This is a genomic window from Microvirga sp. VF16, from assembly GCF_016864375.1.
GTDB lineage: Bacteria > Pseudomonadota > Alphaproteobacteria > Rhizobiales > Beijerinckiaceae > Microvirga.
In genome coordinates this window covers 2,701,263-2,719,922 of sequence record NZ_CP069354.1, presented here as the reverse complement: position 1 = coordinate 2,719,922, position 18,660 = coordinate 2,701,263, and the positions used below count along the sequence as shown (strand labels likewise).

Sequence of the window (18,660 nt, the reverse complement as noted above, 5' to 3'; positions counted from 1 at the left end):
TTGGCGCTCACCCCCTGCCTAACCCTCCCCACAAGGAGGGAGGGGACAGGCGCGCCACTCTCGTCACGCGATCCCGGATCGGCTTCGCCATCCGGGATGACTGCTTGCTCTAATCCTCGAACGCCTCGACCTGCACGCGCTTGCCGATCATGAAGGCGTCGGCCACGAGGCGGAAGGGGGCGATGTCAACTTCCGACTGGCGAGTATTCAGCAACTCGTCGAAACGGCGATAGATACCCTGATATTCCGCAGGCTCTTCCTGCACGACCTGCCTCCCGCCGATCTCCAGGCAGCTGCCGCCATGGGTGAGTTTGAGGTTCAAGCCCGCTTCGGTTTCCACCTCGATGTCCCAGGTCTGCGGGCCGGTCTGGCGCCAGTCGAACACCGCCTGGAGATCACCTTGGCCGTGGCTCATCGAGAAAGTGAGGTTTGCAGCAATCGGTGCGTCGCGGTTGGCGGGGAATTCCAGGCTGGAGGTCTTGATGAAGACCGGCTCGGGCATGATGCGGGTGACGATGGAGAGCGCGTTGATTCCCGGATCGAAGACGCCGAAGCCGCCGGCCTGCCAAATCCACTGCTGGCCCGGATGCCAGTGCCGCACATCCTCCTTCCAGGTCACAAGAAGCCGCTTGATGATCCAACCGGCGAGCGCCTTCTTCGCCTCGTCGACCGCCTTGTTGTACTGGGCGTGCCAGGTGGTGAAGACGACCTTGCCCACCTTCGCGGCGAGCTCCTTGAGGTCCTCTAACTCGCTCAAGGTGGCAGCAGGCGGCTTTTCGAGAAGCACACTCTTTCCGGCGAGCAGCGCGTCGCGGGCGATCTGGTGGCGGACCTGCGGCGGAGTGCAGATCGACACCGCTTCGACCTCAGGGATCTTCAACAGTTCCCGGTAATCCTGGAAGCTGTACTTGGCCTCATCCGGCTGCAAACCACGCTGGCTCGCCACCGCCAGAAGCTCGAAATCCGGATTGGCCTTGATGACGGGCAGATGCTGATCCTGCGCGATCTTGCCAAGGCCGATGATTCCGATCTGGTGCGCTGCCATGGTCGTATCCCTTGCAATATGGCCTCGGACAAAATCCGTCAGGCGGAGGGCGTCTCCTCCGCCCGTCCCCGGAAACCGGTCGCGAGCACATAGAGTTCCGCCGAGTCTGCACGGCTTGCTGCGGGCTTCACGTGGCGCACCACGGCGAAGTCACGCTTGAGATCGGCCAGGAGCTGGCTCTCGGTGCCGCCCTGGAACACCTTGGCGACGAAGGCGCCGCCGGGCGCAAGGATCTCGCGAGCAAAATAAATTGCCGCTTCCGCAAGGCCGATGATGCGCAGGTGATCTGTCTTCTTGTGGCCGGTGGTGTTGGCCGCCATGTCGGACATGACCACATCGGCCGGGCCGCCGAGCATCTCGATCAACTTGCCGGGCGCACTCTCGTCCAAAAAGTCGAGTTGGATGAACTCGACGCCCGCCATCGGATCGATGGGCAGAAGGTCGATACCGACCACCTTACCCTTGGCCCCGACCTTCTGGGCCGCGATCTGGGACCAGCCGCCGGGCGCGGCGCCGAGATCGACGATCTTCTGGCCGGGCTTGAGGATCTTATACTTCTCGTCGATCTCGATCAGCTTGAAGGCCGCGCGCGAGCGATAGCCTTCGCGCTTCGCGCGGGCGACGTAAGGATCGTTGAGCTGACGTTCGAGCCATTTCTGCGAAGAAAGGGACCGCTTGTGGGCGGTTTTCACGCGCTGCTTGAGATTGCGGGCGCCGGAACCTGTCTTGGCACTCACCGTGGGCTGCCTCCCCGCCAAACGGAATCCTCTCGCATCATCTTCATCAAAATTCCTTCGCGCAGTCCGCGATCCGCAATGCGCAGGCGCTCCGACGGAAAAGCCCGCCGGATCGCTTCCAAGATGGCGCAGCCCGCGAGAACCAGATCGGCACGATCCTTGCCGATGCAGGGGTTCTCGGCCCGCTGCGAAAAATCCGAATGCAGCAGACGCTGCATCACTGTCGAGATCTCGCCGTTGCGCATCCACATGCCATCGACCCGGCGTCGGTCGTAGCGCGCGAGGCCCAGATGAATACCGCCGACGGTGGTGACGGTTCCCGAGGTTCCGAGCAGATGGAAGTTGTGGGCGCGCCCTGCCGGCGCCGCCACGAGGGCGAAATCGAGCAGAAGCTCGGACACCTCCTCGACCATGCCTTCGAAGGTCTTAGGGGTGACGTCAATGCCGCCATAGCGCTCGGCCAAGGTCACAACGCCGACGGGCAGCGAATCCCAGGCGCGGATGCGCTTGCACGGATCGGCGAAGGCATGCGGCGCCTGGCCGTCGAGCCAGGCGATCTCCGTCGAGCCGCCGCCGATATCGAACACGATGACGGAATGCGCCTTGGGATCGACCAGGGACGCGCAGCCAGTGACCGCAAGATACGCTTCCGTCTTGCGGTCGACGATCTCGAGCTCCAGATCGAGCTCGTCGCGCACGCGATCGATGAAGGACGGGCCATTCTCGGCCAATCGGCAGGCCTCTGTCGCCACGAGGCGTGCCCGCGTCACATCCTTTGCGACCATCTTTTCCCGGCAGACGCGCAGCGCTTCGAGCGTGCGTCCGATGGCATCGTCGCTCAAGCGATTGCCGAGCCCAAGCCCCTCTCCCAGTCGCACAATGCGAGAAAACGCATCGACGACACGAAAGCCGAAATGCGCAGGTTCTGCAATGAGAAGGCGGCAATTGTTCGTACCGAGATCGAGCGCTGCATAGCTTCTGGAAGAGCGTCGTCGGTAATCTGTCCGTGCCGGCGAAGGACGCTCTGCAACCAAGGTCGCCCCGTTTGCGGACCCATTTAACGGATCCGCATGCCGGTCTCCTGGTTCTGCTGTCACGTCCACTTTGACGGTCAAAACGAATCCCCAAGCATCCCCACCGAATGCCTTGCTTGACGAAGAGAGTAACCATCGCCCTGCCATCCTGCCAAGGGCAGGATCGGCAGATTGTCGCTCATCCTCCCGGGGAGGATCAGAGCCTAAGGTCCTTGAAACGCGACGTCAGCCCGCTCAAAACATTGGCTCCCACATTGGCAATAGCGACGCGCAGATGACCTTCCTGGCCGGGGCCGAAGTAGCTTCCCGGCAGGCACAGCACGCCCCGCTCCGTCGCCAGCTTCTCCGCCACCTGCTGTGCTTTGGCCTCAGGGAACGGGTGACACAGATAGGCGAAATAGGCGCCGACCGACTCGATCTTCCATTCCGGCAGAGGCGCGAGAGCGTCCTGAAAAACCTGTGCACGCCGGTTGATTTCGGCCCGGTTGTCCTCGCGCCAATCGCGCAGGGCGTCGATGGCCCATGGCAACGCTCCCTGGGCCGTACGCGGAGCGCAGATCTGGATGCAGTCGAGAATCTTGGCCACCTGGTCGATGAGTCCGGCATCGGCCGTGATGGCTCCAGTGCGATGTCCGGGGATCGCGTATGATTTCGAGAAGGAATAGAGCTGGATCACCGTGTCGCGCCATGCTTCGCCAATGAACAGTCCGTGGGCGCGGTTCATCCCCTGCGGCAGGAAGTCCCGGTAAGTCTCGTCAATCACGAGATAAATGCCACGTTTGCGACAGAGCTGTGCAAAGCTCTCGATCATATGAGCCGGGTAAACGGCGCCGGTCGGGTTGTTGGGCGTAACCAGGACGACGGCCCGCACCTTGTCGTCGATCAGCGCCTCCGCATCCTCCACCCGCGGCACGAATCCGTTCTCCGGCCGGCAGGGTAATGGACGCGGCTCGATGCCGAGCATGTCGAGGGTCATTTGGTGGTTGAAGTACCAGGGCGTCGGCAGCAGCACCGCTTCGCCGCGATGGGCGAGCAGCATCATGGCGGCGAAGAAGGCCATGTTGCAGCCGGCGGTGATCGCGGTGTCCTCCGGCGCGATCCGGCCCTCATAGAGGCGGGAGAGATCGGCAGCGTAGGCCTGCCGGAGCTCGGCATCGCCGTTGATCGGGCCGTATTGCGAGCCGGACGCGACGCCCGCAACACTCGCCATCCGCTCCAGCAGTTCGGCATGAGGCGCATTGCCGGGAACGGCCTGGGAGAGGTTGATCAGCGGCCCGAAGGAGCCGTCATAGCGCCTCGTCCAGCTTTGCGCCTCGGGGATCGGAGGGCTGCCGACATCCGCGACGAGTGGATTGATGGGATTCGCAAGACCGCGCGCCATGAAACCGTTGGACTCCAAAAAATTTAAGGGCAGGACGTCCGGTGAGCCTCCACCGAAACCTCCTGCCCTTCAAGATCTGATTGGCTCCGCCTGCCGTTATAACAAGCGAGAGAAGAACCCTTAGTCCTTCGCACGCTCCACGTAGGAGCCATCTTCCGTCATGATCACGACGCGGGTGCCGGCCTGGATGTGAGGCGGAACCAGGGTGCGCACACCGTTCGAGAGCATGGCGGGCTTGTAGGACGAGGAGGCCGTCTGGCCCTTCACGACCGGCTCGGTCTCGGTGATCTCGAGCGTCACGCGGGCCGGCAGCTCGATGGCGATCGGAACGCCGTTATGGGTCGAGAGCATCACGGCCATGCTTTCCTGGAGATAGGCTTTCTGGTCGCCGATGATGTCCTCCGGAACCACGACCTGATCGTAGGTTTCCGGGTTCATGAAGTGGAAACCCTCGCCGTCCTCGTAGAGGAAGGTGTGCTCGCGGTCTTCCACGAAGGCGCGCTCGACCTGCTCGGTGGTGCGGTAGCGCTCGGAGACCTTCACGCCGTCGGAGATGCGGCGCATGTCGAGCTGAGTGACCGGGGTGCCCTTGCCGGGGTGGATGTTCTGGGCGGTGAGAACCACATAGAGCCTGCCGTCGATATCGACGACATTGCCTTTGCGGAGCGTAGAGGCGATGACCTTCACGGGAAGCTTTCCTTGTGACAGATAAGGACGCGTCATGAGGGTCGGGTCGTCCAGCCCCCAGTGGCATCGAAAACGATTTCGGAGCCGCAAGTAGCCTATCTTCGCGCAAATCGCCAGTCCGACCTGACGGAACCCTTTGGAATGGATCAACCTGTGCCTGCATCCTCTCCCTGGTGGACGCCCCATGTCCATGCGGATCGCCGCCCCTTCCTGATGGGCCGCAACCGCATCCAGGCTGCCCTGCGAAGCTTCTTTGCAAGCCGGGATTTCGTGGAGGTGGATACGGCCACGCTTCAGACCTCTCCGGGGAACGAGGCGCATCTCCATGCCTTCGCGACGGAAGCCATCGGACATGACGGATCGCGGGTGCCTCTCTATCTCCACACCTCGCCCGAATTCGCCTGCAAGAAGCTGTTGGCCGCCGGCGAAACCCGGATCACCTGCGTCGCCCATGTCTATCGCAACCGGGAGCGCGGGCCGCTGCACCACCCGGAATTCACCATGCTCGAATGGTACCGGGCCGGCGAAGGCTACGAAGCGCTCATGCGGGATTGCGGCGAGATCCTTGGTCTCGCAGCCGAGACGGCAGGCACCCGCACCCTCACCTATCGCGGCCGCGAGACCGATCCATTCCGGGAGCCCGAGCGCCTGAGCGTAGCCGAGGCCTTCAAGCGTTTTGCCGGCATCGACCTCCTCGCCTCCATCGACCGGAGCGGCGCGACGGATCGGGATCATCTTGCCGCCAGTCTGAAGGCAGCGGGCCTGCGGGTGGCCGAGGATGATACCTGGGCGGACCTGTTCAGCCGCGTCATCGTGGAGCGGGTGGAACCCAATCTCGGCCTCCGGCGCGCCACGATCCTGGACGAGTACCCGGTCGCTGAGGCAGCTCTCGCCCGCCCGACCGCCCGCGATCCGCGCGTGGCGGAACGGTTCGAGCTTTATGCCTGCGGCGTGGAACTCGCCAACGCCTTCGGCGAGTTGACCGATGCGGCCGAGCAGCGCCGCCGCTTCGAGGCCGAGATGGCGGAGAAGATGCGAGTTTATGGAGAAAGCTATCCGGTGGACGAGGACTTTTTGGCAGCTCTGGCGCAAATGCCCGAGGCGAGCGGCATCGCGCTCGGCTTCGACCGGCTCGTGATGCTCGCCACCGGCGCCTCACGAATCGATCAGGTGATCTGGGCGCCCGTTCCGGAGACAAGCCGGTGAACACGATCCGCCCCATCCGCACGCCTGTGGAACTGGCCGAGGCCGGCCTCGTGGCACCCGAAGAACTTACCGGGATCGAGGCGGTGGCCGAGCGCTACGCCATCGCGATCAGCCCTGCCATGGCAGCCCTCATCGACCGAAGCGATCCGAACGACCCGATCGCGCGCCAGTTCGTGCCAGATGCGGCCGAGCTGACGACAAAACCTGAGGAGCGCGCCGATCCCATCGGCGATCTTGCGCATAGTCCGGTCGACGGCATCGTTCACCGTTATCCCGACCGGGTCCTGCTCAAGGCCGTGCATGTCTGCCCGATCTATTGCCGCTTCTGCTTCCGCCGCGAGATGGTGGGACCGCAGGGGCTAGGCACGCTGTCTCCCGAGGCCATGGACAAGGCCTTTGCCTATATCGCCGATCACCCGGAAATCTGGGAGGTCATTCTCACCGGCGGCGACCCACTGGTGCTCTCGCCCCGCCGCCTCGCCGAGATCATGCAGCGGCTTGCCGCTATCGATCACGTGAAGATCGTCCGCTTCCACACGCGCGTGCCTGTGGTCGAGCCGGAACGGATCGACGAGGCCTTGATCGCGGCGCTCAAGGCGAGCGGCAAGACGGCCTATGTGGCACTCCATGCCAACCACCCGCGTGAGCTGACGCCGGATGCGCGTGCCGCCTGCGCGCGGCTCGTCGATTCAGGCATCGTCATGATCAGCCAATCCGTGCTGCTTAAGGGGGTCAACGACGATCCCGATACGCTCGCGGGCCTCATGCGCGCCTTCGTAGAGACAAGGGTGAAGCCCTATTACCTCCACCATCCGGACCTTGCGCCTGGCACGAGCCATTTCCGCCTCTCCATTGAGGAAGGCCGCGCCTTGGTCGCCGGCTTGCGCGGGCGGATCTCGGGGCTCTGCCAGCCGACCTATATCCTCGACATTCCCGGCGGGCATGGAAAGGCCGTCATTGGACCTGACGCTATCCGCAACACCGGCAGGTGCTACACGATCTCGGACTACAAGGGCGGCGAGCACGCCTATCCTCCCTCGGAGTGAGGGGCCTGCGCCAGTTTCGCCACTTGGTTGGCCTCGAATTGCGATAGGATCGCTTTCCGATGCTCTAGTTGGAGCCTGACAATGGCGAAGGATGCTGCTGAACCTGTCGAACGCGGCGAGTTGCAACACGTCGATTCCACCTTCCGCAACGGCTCCATCATCGCTATCGGCGTCGTCGTCGGCTTCTCCCTCGGGTTCCTGAGCCGCTGGTCGGCACTCCCGGGAGAATGGATGAACTCGGATCTCGTCTCCGTGGCCGTGATCACCCTGGGTGTTGTCCTGCAGTTGAAGGCATTGGCGGATCTTCTGCTGGTCTCCTCTCTCCAGCTCAAACGGTACAACCGCTCGATCCACTTCTTCCTCACCGGCCTCGTCCTCGTTGGCCTCGGTGTGGTGTTTGCCGTCTTCGCCGATCTTTTCGGCTTCGGCGGCATCGTCCTTAAGGGATGAGGCGCTTAGAGCTGTTTCCACTTGCGTGGAATCATCTCTCTTTTTGGTTTGACGTATTTTTTTTGACGGCGAACCGGGTCCACTTCGCCAAAAAATGCTTTAGTCGAACCCCGGCTTGCCGCTGCGCCCTTTCTTGATCTCGGACCGGCGGCCCTTGGCCTCGAGCCTGCGCTTCTTAGAGGCGAGTGTCGGACGCGTGGGCCGGCGCGTTTTCGGACGCTCGGTCGCCTGCCGGATCAGTTCGACGAGGCGCGCCACCGCGTCCTCGCGATTGCGTTCCTGGGTGCGGAAGCGCTGAGCCGTGATGATCAGCACGCCCTCGTTGGTCATGCGCTTGCCGGCGAGCCTTTCGAGCTTTTCCTTCACGTAATCCGGCAACGACGGCGAATTGCGCACATCGAAGCGCAGCTGCACGGCCGTCTCGACCTTGTTGACGTTCTGGCCGCCCGGACCGGAGGCGCGGATGAAGCTTTCCTGAAGCTCGGACTCGTCGAGCGCGATGGAATTCGTCACCTGGATCATCAAGGGCCTCGGACCGGACGCGGAGAAAGACAAGTGGAGCATAAGGACCGAATTCCAATGCAAGCTTATCCGGCGCTTGTCGATGGCTGCGATACACCTTAAGCGCCTCATGCACCCCGCTTTTTCTGGATCTCATGGTCCGCCCGGCCCAGTTTCTCCATGTCCGCCATCCTCGCCAGCCTGATCCCAACCTTCCTAATCATTGCCACCGGCTGGCTGTGCCGGGCGACGAATTTCGTGAGCGAGCAGCAATGGGCGGGGCTTGAACGCGTCACCTACGTGATCTTTTTCCCGGCGCTCATCATCGACACCTTGTCGCGCGCCGACCTTTCCTCCGTGCCGGTCCTCGGTGTCGGTGGCGCGCTGATCGGCGCGATTCTCACGATGGCGGTCCTCGTGCTGGCGTTGAGGCCCGTGCTGGAGCGCCGCTTCGGCATCGACGGCCCGAGCTTCACGTCAATCTTTCAAGGAGCGACGCGCTGGAACACCTTCGTCGGACTAGCGGTCGCGGGAGGCTTGTTCGGACAGCGCGGGATCGCCCTGATTGCGGTCGCCATCGCGGCCATGGTGCCGCTCCTCAACCTGCTCGCCTTCTATGTCTTCATCCGTTTTGCTGGCCAGCCCCGGCGCAGCCCCTGGGACATCCTGCGCTCGTTCCTGACCAATCCGTTCATCTGGTCCTGCGCCGTGGGTCTCACGCTCAATCTCTTAGCCCCTCCGCTGCCCAGGCCGCTCGCTGGATACATCGAAGTGATGGGCCGGGCGGCGCTCGCGGCCGGTTTGCTCATTGTCGGCGCGGGCCTCGATATCCGTCGGCTCGCCAGCCCTGGTCTACCACATGTCCTGACCGCAAGCCTCAAGCTCATTCTGATGCCGGTCATCGCCGTGACCTATGCCCGCTTCATCGGTGTCAGCGGCGACGACATGACAGTGACGATCATCGCAGCCTCCGTGCCTTCGGCCAGTGCCGCTTACGTGCTCGCCCGCCAGATGGGCGGCAATGCGGGTCTCATGGCCGAGATCCTGACCCTGCAGACATTACTTGCTCTGGTCTCGATGCCACTATTGATCTCCCTATTGAGATGATTTTGCAACTATAAGTAAAGAATAAATCAACTTGCGTTATCATTGGTTGTGTTGCTATCTAGGCGAATTGAAACAAAGAGACAGCGGCAGCCTCGATGTCCAAAGCCCCGCGCCATTTCCTAAAAGCCCCATCATCTCAAGAGCAGCAGATGACGGAACGGAAGGCTGCCCCGCACGAGGCTGGAATGTCGGCGAAGGAAACGGCCCAATACATCTCTGAATTTTCGGCGGAACTGTCCTACCTCGCCCGTGAGGTGAAGCTCGATCTTTTGGCCTATCTTCTCGACATGGCACGGCTGGAGGCCATCAGGACTCTGCAAATGGCCGATAAGGACCGGTAAAGGTTAACCCCCGACGATCAGCGACACTGCATTGCCGCCATGGCGCTCGAGACGTCCAGCGATCTCAAGTTCGAGCAGCGCCATCTGAACGTTGCGGATCGAAAGCCCGGTCTGCCGAACGAGATCGTCGACGGCAACCGGCGAGGGGCCGAGAAACGCGATCAGATCGACCTCGCCCTCACCCCTTTCGTCGTCGAGGCCCGCATCCGGCATAACCGGCCGCACGGGCGCGCGGACGATATCCGGCAGATCAAGCTCGTCCCAGAGTTCTTCCGAGCCCAGCGCGTGCTGCGGCTCCTCGGCGCCCCGGTCGAGACGAGGGCCTGAAGCGATCAGCGGCTCCAGCACACTCGTCACATGCTCCACACCGGCACAGAGCGTGGCTCCGTCGCGAATGAGATCGTTTGTCCCTTCCGCCCGTGGATCGAGCGGCGAGCCCGGAACGGCAAACACCTCCCGCCCCTGTTCCAGGGCAAAGCGCGCGGTGATGAGCGAGCCCGAGCGGCGCGCCGCCTCGACCACCACGACGCCATAGGAGAGACCTGAAACGATCCTGTTCCGGCGCGGGAAGTCGCGGCCGCGCGGCTCCCATCCCATCGGCATTTCGGAGATCACCGCCCCACCCTGCTCGATGATGGCGTGCAGCAGCGGCTCGTTCTGGGCCGGATAGATCCTGTCGTGGCCGCCGGCCAGCACGGCGATGGTGCCGCTCTCCAGGCTCGCCTTATGCGCCTTCGTATCGATGCCCCGCGCGAGCCCCGATACCACTACGTAGCTGGTCTCGCCGAGCTGGCGCGCCAGCCGTTCGGCGAAGGTCAGGCCGGAGGCGGAAGCGTTGCGCGATCCGACGATGGCGACGGAGGGCTTCGCCAGCACGTCGGTGGACCCGCGAACGGCGATCAGGGGCGGCGCGGTATCGATGGCCTGGAGGGTCTTCGGGTAATCCGGCTCGCCCATGGCAATGAAACGGACGCCGAGGCGCGCGGCCGCCGCCATTTCTTTTTCGGCCTCCGCCCGACTGCAGACTTTCAGCATCAGGCGCCCGCCGCGACGGGCGAGATCCGGCAGCGCCTCCAGCGCGGCGGCGGCACTGCCATATTGGTTGATCAGGGCCCGGAAGGTCCGGGGACCGACATTCTCCGAGCGGATGAGGCGAAGCCAATCGAGACGCTGCTCATCCGTCAGGATCATGAATTATCCCTTCTGTCCGATCTTGCCTTCGGTCCCGGCGAGAAGGCGGCTGATGTTCTGGCTGTGCTTCCACCACAGAAGCGCCACAAGGATGATCGTCATCGCGGCCATGCCGGGTTCGCCAAGGAGCCACAGGACCACCGGCGTTGCGGCGCTGGCGATCAGAGCGGAGAGCGAAGAATACTTAGAGGCGAAAGCCACACCGAGCCAGATGAGGCAGAAGATCAGAGCGGCCAGAGGCTTGAGGCCGATCAGCACGCCGATGAAGGTGGCGACGCCCTTGCCGCCCTTGAACTTGAGCCAAACTGGAAAGAGGTGGCCCAGGAACGCGCCGAGGGCCGCGAGGGTCGCGAATTGCGGTCCCCATTGGGCGGCGATCAGCACCGGGACCGTGCCCTTAAGAGCATCGGCGAGCAGGGTCGCCGCTGCGAGCCCCTTGCGTCCCGTGCGCAGCACGTTGGTGGCGCCGATATTGCCGGAGCCGATCTTCCGCACGTCCCCTAGGCCCGCCATGCGGGTGAAGATCAGGCCGAAGGGGATCGAGCCCAGCAGGTAACCGAAGAGCAGAGCGCCCAGGAGGTGCAGGAGGTTGGCTTCGTCAGACATTCACTTCTCGTTACATCGTATCGCGTTGAAACACCACCCTGCCCGCCACCATCGTGACCGTGACCTGCCCCTCCAGGCGAGCTTCGTCGAAGGGCGAGTTCTTGGACAGGGATTTGAGCTGGCGCTTGTCGAGCACGTAAGGCGCATCGGGATCGAAGACGATGAGATCAGCCGGTGCGCCGACGGCGAGGCGTCCGCTGGGAAGCCCAAGGATTTCCGCGGGTTTCGTGGACAGAGCCCGCAGGAGTTTCGGGAGCGAGATACGGCCCGCATGAACGAGGCGCAGGGCAGCCGAAAGCAGCGTCTCAAGCCCGACCGCCCCATTGGCCGCTTCGGCGAAGGGCAGCCGCTTGTTCTCCACATCCTGTGGATTGTGGTCGGAGACGATCACGTCGATGGCGCCGTCGGCGAGCGCCTCGATCATCGCCAGCCGGTCGTCCTCGTGGCGCAGCGGCGGCGAGAGCTTCAGGAAGGTGCGGTAATCGCCGATGTCGTTCTCGTTGAGCGCGAGATGGTTGATGGAAACGCCGCAGGTGACGGGCAGACCTCGCTCCTTCGCGCTCCGCACGATCTCCGCCGAATCGGCGCAGGAAATCATCGCCGCGTGGTAGCGCCCGCCGGTGAGCCGCACGAGGCGGATGTCGCGCTCCAGCATCACCGTCTCGGCCTCGCGCGGGATGCCGGGCAGCCCGAGGCGCGAGGCGAACTCGCCCTCGTTCATCACGCCCTGGCCCACGAGATCGGGGTCCTCCAGGTGGTGGACGATCAGCGCGTCGAAATCGCGGGCATAGGTGAGCGCGCGGCGCATGACCTGCGCATTGGTGACAGAGCGTGCACCGTCGGTGAAGGCGATGGCGCCGGCTTCCTTGAGACGGCCGATCTCGGCCATCTCCTGCCCCTCCAGTCCCTTTGTCAGGGCCGCGGCCGGGCAGATGTTGACGATGGAGGTATCGCGGGCCCGGCGGACGATGAAATCGATGACGGCCGGATCGTCGAGAACCGGGCTCGTGTCGGGCATGGACACGATGGTCGTGACACCGCCCGCCGCTGCCGCTTCGCCGGCGCTCTTGAGCGTTTCGCGATAGGGACCACCCGGCTCGCCAATGAAGGCGCGCATGTCGATGAGGCCGGGGCTGAGCACCTGCCCGCTGCAATCGATCACCTGTGCGTTGGAAGCTTCCGCGACTTGCGGCCCGACAGCCTGGATCACGCCGTCGCGCACCAGCACGCCGCCGCGCTCCTCGCGATCGCTGGCGGGATCAATGAGGCGGGCGTTCTTGAAGAGGATGGTATGATCGGACGTCATAAAGCACCTTGTTTCCCTCTCCCCTCTGCGGGAGAGGGTGGCCTGCGAAGCAGGTCGGGAGAGGGGCCGAGTTCGGCTTCAATCGCTTGGCGCACGGAGTCAAGAACGAGATTGCCGTTACCGAGCATCAGGTCGTTGGAAAAGCGAAGAACGCGAAAGCCCTGGCTCCGCAGGAAGGCATCGCGCCTTTCGTCGTGCGCCCGCTGCTCCGGCTGTTCGTGGGGAACACCATCCAGTTCCACAATCACCCTCGCCCCTGCGCAGAGAAAATCGACGATATAAGGCGCAATCGGCACCTGCCGCTTGAACTTGTAGCCGTGGAATCGGCCCCCGCGGACCTGCTGCCAGAACAGGTCTTCGGCCCTGGTCGGAATCGACCGTTGCTCCTTGGCGAAGGAGCGGAGTTTTGGGGTGACTTGGTTCTTTCGTGTCCTGTCCATGGCCCCTCTCCCGGCCCTTCGGGCCACCCTCTCCCGCAGAGGGGAGAGGGATTTTTCACCTGTTCGGCAGATGGCTCGCCAGAGCCTCCAGCACCGCCATACGCACGGCGACGCCCATTTCGACCTGTTCGCGGATGAGCGACTGCGCACCGTCCGCCACGTCGGAGGAAATCTCGACGCCCCGGTTCATCGGACCCGGATGCATCACGAGCGCATCGGGCTTGGCGAAGGCGAGCTTTTCCTGATCGAGGCCGTAGAAGCGGAAATACTCCTTCACGGACGGCACGAAGGAGCCGTTCATGCGCTCGCGCTGCAGGCGCAGCATCATGACGATGTCAGCATCCTTCAAGCCTTCCTTCATGTTGGTGAAGGTCTCGAAGCCAAGACGCGCGATGCCGGGCGGCAACAGGGTCGAGGGCGCAACAAGACGCACCCGCGCGCCCATGGCGGCAAGCAGGATCATGTTGGAACGCGCCACGCGCGAATGCAGGACGTCGCCACAGATCGCGACGGTAAGGCCTTCGATGCGGCCCTTGTTGCGGCGGATGGTGAGCGCATCGAGCAGCGCCTGAGTCGGATGCTCATGCGCGCCGTCGCCCGCATTGACCACCGAGCAATCGACCTTCTGCGCCAAGAGATGCACCGCGCCGGCCGCATGATGGCGCACGACGATGATGTCGGGCCGCATGGCGTTGAGCGTCACGGCCGTGTCGATCAGCGTCTCGCCCTTCTTCACCGAAGAAGAGCCGACCTGCATGTTCATCACGTCGGCGCCGAGGCGCTTGCCGGCGATCTCGAAGGAGGATTGCGTGCGGGTGGAGGCTTCGAAGAAGAGATTGATCTGGGTCCGGCCGCGGAGGCTCGACTTGCTCTTCTCAATCTGCCGGCTCACCTCGACCTGCTGATCGGCCAGATCGAGAAGTGCCTGAATGTCCAAAGGAGACAGCCCCTCGATGCCGAGGAGATGCCGGTGGGGAAAAACGGATCGGGGGGCGTCACTCATCTTAAAGCGATGGCTATAGGCGGTCTGGGAAATCGCGGCAAGCGGGCTCTCTACGCACGGCGCCGTTCAACCCTAGAATAAACAAGGAATTGTGTTGCGGGATCGATGACCATGCATTCGTTCGAGACCCATGACGTTCTCAACCAAACGCCACCCTTCGGCGACGCGAACCTGATCGCCACCGATCAGCCCCTGCTCGATGCGCTGAAAGCGAACGGCATCGATGCGGAGGCGGAAGGGCTCATGGCTTTCGGCGCGGCCTGGGGTTCGGCGGAGCGGCTCGATATTGGACGGCTCGCCAACGAGAATCCGCCGAAGCTGCGCACGCACGATCCGCGGGGCTTCCGCGTCGACGCGGTCGAGTTTCATCCGGCCTATCATGTGCTCATGCGGGCGAGCATGGAGGATGGGCTCCATGCCTCGACCTGGGACGAGCCGGAGAGCGACCACGCCCATGTGGCGCGCGCCGCCCGGATCTACACGGCGGCGGGCGTGGAGAGCGGACATATCTGCCCCATCACCATGACCCATGCCTCGGCGGCGGCGCTCGCCTCCTCACCCAACCGGCTTACCGAATGGCTGCCGAAGATCCGCTCGCGGGATTACGATTCCCGCTTCATCCCCTTCTGGGAAAAGACCGCCATCACCCTCGGCATGGGCATGACGGAGAAGCAGGGCGGCACGGATGTCCGCGCCAACACCACCCAAGCCGTGTCGAAGGCAGGAGACGAGTATGCCCTTACAGGGCACAAATGGTTCATGTCCGCGCCCATGTGCGATGCCTTCCTGGTGTTGGCGCAGGCACCGGGCGGGCTGACCTGTTTTCTCCTCCCACGTTTCCGGCCCGACGGCTCGCTCAACGCCCTTCGCCTGCAGCGGCTGAAGGACAAGCTCGGCAACCGCTCGAACGCCTCCTCCGAGGTCGAGTTCCAAGAAGCCTTCGCCTGGCGAATCGGCGAGGAAGGGCGTGGGGTGCGCACGATCATCGAGATGGTGCAGCTGACCCGCCTCGACTGCGCCGTCGCCTCGGCTGGCCTCGTGCGGATGGGGCTGGCGCTTGCCATGCACCATGCCCGGCACCGTAGCGTCTTCCAGAAGAAGCTCATCGATCAGCCGGCCATGCGGACAGTGCTGGCCGACCTCGCCTTGGAGAGCGAAGCCATGACGGCGCTGGCCCTGCGGGCAGCGCACAGCTTCGATCTAGCACCCACCGACAGCCATGAGGCCGCCTATGCCCGGCTCGTGACGCCGGCCGCCAAGTTCGGCATCTGCAAGGCCGCGCCACGCCTCCTCTACGAGGCCATGGAGTGTCTCGGCGGCAATGGCTATGTGGAGGAGAGCGCCCTGCCCCGGCTCTACCGGGAGGCCCCGGTCAACGCGATCTGGGAGGGCTCGGGAAACGTGATCGCCCTCGATATCCTGCGCGCGGAGACCCGAGAGCCGGAGGTCGCGGCCTCCGTGCTGGAGCGCCTGATGGAGGATGTCCGGGACCTGCCCGGCGCCTCGGACGCGGCACGAGACATCGTGCTGGCGCTTCATTCGCCCGAGGCCGAGGGGCGCGCCCGCTTCATCGCGGAGAGGCTTTTCGTCCTGGCCGCCACGGCGGCCCTTGTCCGCTCTGCCCCGCCCCAGATTACCGAGGCCTACGCCCTCACCCGCCTCGCCACCCCCTCTCGGATGATCGGCGCCAACGACCTTGGGAAGACGGTGAATCCCTTGCTGGAGCGAGCCTTCGTGGCCATATAGGCAACATACGTACAAGTCCGATTTGACTTGTTTGCGATCATCAACCACTTATCCCGCCCTGCGGCGGTCAGGGGCTGGCCGCTGTTTTGCCCTGGCAACGGGGCGTCCGCCTGCTCCCGCTTTTAGGAAGTCGTTCATGAAAGTCCTCGTCGTCGAGTCGCCTGCCAAGGCCAAGACGATCAACAAATATCTCGGCAAGGATTACGAAGTCCTGGCCTCCTTCGGGCATATCCGCGATCTGCCCGCCAAGGATGGTTCGGTCGACCCGGATGCCGATTTTCGTATGATCTGGACGCTCGAGGACCGGGGCTCGAAGCGGGTCTCCGATATCGCCAAGGCGATCAAGGGTGCCGAAAAGCTCATTCTCGCCACCGACCCGGATCGCGAAGGTGAAGCGATCTCCTGGCACGTTCTGGAAGCTTTGCGCGAGAAGCGTGCACTCAAGGACCTGCCGGTCGAGCGCGTGACCTTCAACGCCATCACCAAGGATTCGGTCCAGGCTGCCCTCCGGCAGCCGCGCCAGATCGACCAGGCGCTGGTCGATGCCTATCTCGCCCGCCGCGCCCTCGACTATCTTGTCGGCTTCACCCTATCCCCGGTGCTGTGGCGCAAGCTGCCCGGCGCCCGTTCGGCCGGCCGCGTGCAGTCGGTAGCCCTTCGCCTCGTCTGCGACCGCGAGCTCGAAATCGAGACCTTCAAGCCGCGCGAGTACTGGTCCATCATCGCGACGCTCGCCACCAAAGATGGCGGCGTGTTCGATGCGCGCCTCGTCGGTGCCGACGGCAAGAAGATCCAGCGCCTCGACATCGGCAACGGTAAGGACGCCGAGGCCTTCAAGAAGGACCTGGAGCTTGCGACCTTCTCGGTGGCGAATATCGAGGCCAAGCCCGCCAAGCGTCACCCCTATCCGCCCTTTACCACCTCGACCCTGCAGCAGGAGGCCTCGCGCAAGCTCGGCCTTGCCCCGGCGCAGACCATGCGCATCGCGCAGCGTCTCTATGAAGGCGTCGATATCGGCGGCGAGACAGTCGGCCTCATCACCTATATGCGAACCGACGGCGTCGACATGGCGCCGGAAGCCGTGCAGGCCGCCCGCCGGGTGATCGGCAAGGAATACGGCGACCGGTATGTGCCGGGCGCGCCGCGCAAGTATTCGACCAAGGCCAAGAATGCCCAGGAGGCCCACGAGGCCATCCGTCCGACCGATATGAGTCGCCTGCCGAAACATGTGGCGAAGTACCTAGAGCCTGAGCAGGCCAAGCTTTACGACCTGATCTGGACCCGTACCATCGCGAGCCAGATGGAATCGGCCGAGCTCGAGCGCACCACCGCCGACATCGCCGCCCAGGTAGGACCGCGCAAGCTCGACCTTCGCGCCACCGGCCAGGTGATCAAGTTCGACGGGTTCCTCACGCTCTACAACGAGAGCAAGGACGACGAGGCGGACGAGGACGAGGGCCGCCTGCCCCCGATGAAGGCGGGCGATCCGCTGGAACGCCGCCGCATCGCTGCGACCCAGCACTTCACCGAACCGCCGCCGCGCTATTCCGAAGCCTCGCTCGTCAAGCGCATGGAAGAACTCGGTATCGGCCGGCCCTCGACTTATGCCGCCGTGCTGCAGACCCTACGCGACCGCGAATATGTGAAGATCGAGAAGAAGCGGCTCGTGCCGGAGGACAAGGGCCGTATCGTCACGGCCTTCCTGGAGAGCTTCTTCCTCCGCTATGTGGAGTACGACTTCACGGCAGACCTGGAGGAGCAGCTCGACCGGATCTCCAATTCCGAGATCGACTGGAAGCAGGTGCTGCGCGACTTCTGGCGCGACTTCTCCACCGCCATTGGCGAGACGAAGGAGCTGCGTACGGCTGAGGTGCTCGAAGCGCTCAACGAGTTGCTTGGACCGCACATCTTCCCGGACAAGGGCGACGGCTCCCACCCGCGCACCTGCCCGACTTGCGGTACGGGTCAGCTTTCGCTGAAACTCGGCAAATTCGGTGCCTTCATCGGCTGCTCGAACTATCCCGAATGCAAATACACCCGCCAACTCGCCGCCAACGGCGTCGAGGGCGAGGGTGACGGCTCGTCCGAGAACGGCGGCCAGCCTGGCGTGAAGGTGCTGGGCACGGATCCGGAGAGTGGCCTCGAAGTCACCCTGCGCGACGGCCGCTTCGGTCCCTTCGTCCAGCTCGGCGAAGGCGAGAAGCCCAAGCGCTCATCCCTGCCCAAAGGCATGACGCCGGCGCAGGTCGATCTGGAGAAGGCCCTGAAGCTCCTGGCGCTGCCGCGTCAGGTCGCGACCCATCCGGAATCGGGCGAACCGATCCTGGTGAGCATCGGCCGCTACGGACCTTATGTTCAGCACGGCAAGACCTACGCCAATCTCGGCCCCGGCGACGATGTGCTGGAGATCGGCGCCAATCGCGCCATCGACCTGATCGTCACCAAGGAAAGCGGCGGAGGCGGTGCCCGACGGGCCGCCGATCCGGGCCGCCCCCTGGGGGAGGATCCGGAATCCGGCAAGCCGATCGTGGTGAAGGCAGGACGCTTCGGGCCCTATGTGACCGACGGCGAAACCAACGCCACCCTGCCGCGCACCATAGCTGCGGAAGCGGTGACGCTGGATGAGGCTGTCGAACTGCTGAAAGCCCGTCGCGCGGCGGGCCCCTCGAAGAAGTCTGCCCGCGGCCGCAAGGCTCCGGCCAAGAAAGCCGCTGCCAAGGCACCCGCCGCAAAGAAGACGGCAGCCAAGAAGACCGCTCCTAAGAAAACGGCCGCGAAAAAGACGACTGCCAAGAAGGCTCCGGCCAAGAAGGCTGCCAAGGTGGGCTGAATG

General features: G+C 63.9%; 18 protein-coding genes. 7 read left to right on the top strand and 11 right to left on the bottom strand.

The genetic code is table 11. The features are described 5' to 3' along the window. Positions 1–109: 109 nt before the first annotated feature. From JO965_RS12805 to efp, 5 genes are all read right to left on the bottom strand, one after another. A complete protein-coding gene (locus JO965_RS12805) occupies positions 110–1,045 on the bottom strand; it encodes a Gfo/Idh/MocA family protein (RefSeq protein ID WP_203439293.1) in 936 nt (311 codons plus the stop codon). A 38-nt stretch (positions 1,046–1,083) separates the two neighbouring features. Beyond that, positions 1,084–1,782: an RlmE family RNA methyltransferase gene (locus JO965_RS12800; protein ID WP_203439292.1), complete on the bottom strand. Its 699-nt coding sequence runs from the start codon at positions 1,780–1,782 to the stop codon at positions 1,084–1,086. Then, positions 1,779–2,816 carry a Ppx/GppA phosphatase family protein gene (locus tag JO965_RS12795; protein WP_203439291.1) on the bottom strand — a complete coding sequence of 346 codons (1,038 nt, stop codon included), beginning with the start codon at positions 2,814–2,816 and terminating at the stop codon, positions 1,779–1,781. Before JO965_RS12795 ends, JO965_RS12800 begins: the two co-directional genes overlap by 4 nt. Before the next feature lie 196 nt (positions 2,817–3,012). Further along, the gene (locus JO965_RS12790) at positions 3,013–4,197 is read right to left on the bottom strand and encodes an aminotransferase (protein ID WP_203439290.1); all 1,185 of its coding nucleotides are present in this window, start codon (positions 4,195–4,197) and stop codon (positions 3,013–3,015) included. Between the two features lie 120 nt (positions 4,198–4,317). Then, positions 4,318–4,920, bottom strand: coding sequence for an elongation factor P (efp, locus tag JO965_RS12785; RefSeq protein ID WP_203439289.1), 603 nt, complete (start codon positions 4,918–4,920; stop codon positions 4,318–4,320). Between the two features lie 117 nt (positions 4,921–5,037). Here efp and epmA point away from each other — a divergent pair, with 117 nt between their 5' ends. The 3 genes from epmA to JO965_RS12770 all read left to right on the top strand — a co-directional run bounded on the left by epmA (position 5,038) and on the right by JO965_RS12770 (position 7,586). Continuing rightward, a complete protein-coding gene (gene epmA, locus JO965_RS12780) occupies positions 5,038–6,090 on the top strand; it encodes an EF-P lysine aminoacylase EpmA (protein ID WP_203439288.1) in 1,053 nt (350 codons plus the stop codon). Beyond that, positions 6,087–7,136, top strand: a complete 1,050-nt coding sequence (locus JO965_RS12775; protein ID WP_203439287.1) for a lysine-2,3-aminomutase-like protein — start codon at positions 6,087–6,089, stop codon at positions 7,134–7,136. The genes epmA and JO965_RS12775 overlap by 4 nt, the downstream gene beginning before the upstream one ends. Before the next feature lie 81 nt (positions 7,137–7,217). Beyond that, positions 7,218–7,586: a hypothetical protein gene (locus JO965_RS12770; RefSeq protein ID WP_203439286.1), complete on the top strand. Its 369-nt coding sequence runs from the start codon at positions 7,218–7,220 to the stop codon at positions 7,584–7,586. Between the two features lie 99 nt (positions 7,587–7,685). Here JO965_RS12770 and arfB read toward each other — a convergent pair whose 3' ends face one another. Then, positions 7,686–8,108: an alternative ribosome rescue aminoacyl-tRNA hydrolase ArfB gene (arfB, locus tag JO965_RS12765; RefSeq protein WP_203439285.1), complete on the bottom strand. Its 423-nt coding sequence runs from the start codon at positions 8,106–8,108 to the stop codon at positions 7,686–7,688. 159 nt (positions 8,109–8,267) lie between these two features. On the opposite strand from arfB, the gene JO965_RS12760 reads away from it, so the two are divergent. Together JO965_RS12760 and JO965_RS12755 are read left to right on the top strand one after the other, a co-directional pair. Beyond that, complete coding sequence (locus tag JO965_RS12760) at positions 8,268–9,194, top strand: AEC family transporter (RefSeq protein WP_203443987.1); 927 nt, start codon at positions 8,268–8,270, stop codon at positions 9,192–9,194. A 149-nt stretch (positions 9,195–9,343) separates the two neighbouring features. Then, the gene (locus JO965_RS12755; RefSeq protein ID WP_203443986.1) at positions 9,344–9,535 is read left to right on the top strand and encodes a hypothetical protein; all 192 of its coding nucleotides are present in this window, start codon (positions 9,344–9,346) and stop codon (positions 9,533–9,535) included. A 3-nt stretch (positions 9,536–9,538) separates the two neighbouring features. Here the strand turns inward: JO965_RS12755 and dprA are convergent, their stop codons facing one another. From dprA to JO965_RS12730, 5 genes are read right to left on the bottom strand one after another with little or no spacing between them, the layout of a single operon-like run. Then, positions 9,539–10,726 (bottom strand): DNA-processing protein DprA, encoded by a 1,188-nt coding sequence (dprA, locus tag JO965_RS12750; RefSeq protein WP_203443985.1) that lies wholly within the window; start codon positions 10,724–10,726, stop codon positions 9,539–9,541. A 3-nt stretch (positions 10,727–10,729) separates the two neighbouring features. Then, complete coding sequence (plsY, locus tag JO965_RS12745) at positions 10,730–11,332, bottom strand: glycerol-3-phosphate 1-O-acyltransferase PlsY (protein WP_203443984.1); 603 nt, start codon at positions 11,330–11,332, stop codon at positions 10,730–10,732. A gap of 10 nt (positions 11,333–11,342) precedes the next feature. Then, on the bottom strand, positions 11,343–12,638 hold the full coding sequence (locus JO965_RS12740; RefSeq protein ID WP_203443983.1) for a dihydroorotase: 1,296 nt from the start codon (positions 12,636–12,638) through the stop codon (positions 11,343–11,345). Beyond that, positions 12,635–13,078 carry an endonuclease domain-containing protein gene (locus tag JO965_RS12735; RefSeq protein ID WP_203443982.1) on the bottom strand — a complete coding sequence of 148 codons (444 nt, stop codon included), beginning with the start codon at positions 13,076–13,078 and terminating at the stop codon, positions 12,635–12,637. The genes JO965_RS12740 and JO965_RS12735 overlap by 4 nt, the downstream gene beginning before the upstream one ends. Before the next feature lie 55 nt (positions 13,079–13,133). Next, entirely contained in the window at positions 13,134–14,081 is a 948-nt protein-coding gene (locus JO965_RS12730; RefSeq protein WP_203443981.1) for an aspartate carbamoyltransferase catalytic subunit, read from the bottom strand. Between the two features lie 105 nt (positions 14,082–14,186). Here JO965_RS12730 and JO965_RS12725 point away from each other — a divergent pair, with 105 nt between their 5' ends. Both JO965_RS12725 and topA read left to right on the top strand, forming a co-directional pair. Then, positions 14,187–15,827, top strand: a complete 1,641-nt coding sequence (locus JO965_RS12725; protein ID WP_203443980.1) for an isovaleryl-CoA dehydrogenase — start codon at positions 14,187–14,189, stop codon at positions 15,825–15,827. 136 nt (positions 15,828–15,963) lie between these two features. Then, on the top strand, positions 15,964–18,657 hold the full coding sequence (gene topA, locus JO965_RS12720) for a type I DNA topoisomerase (RefSeq protein ID WP_203443979.1): 2,694 nt from the start codon (positions 15,964–15,966) through the stop codon (positions 18,655–18,657). Positions 18,658–18,660: the final 3 nt, after the last annotated feature.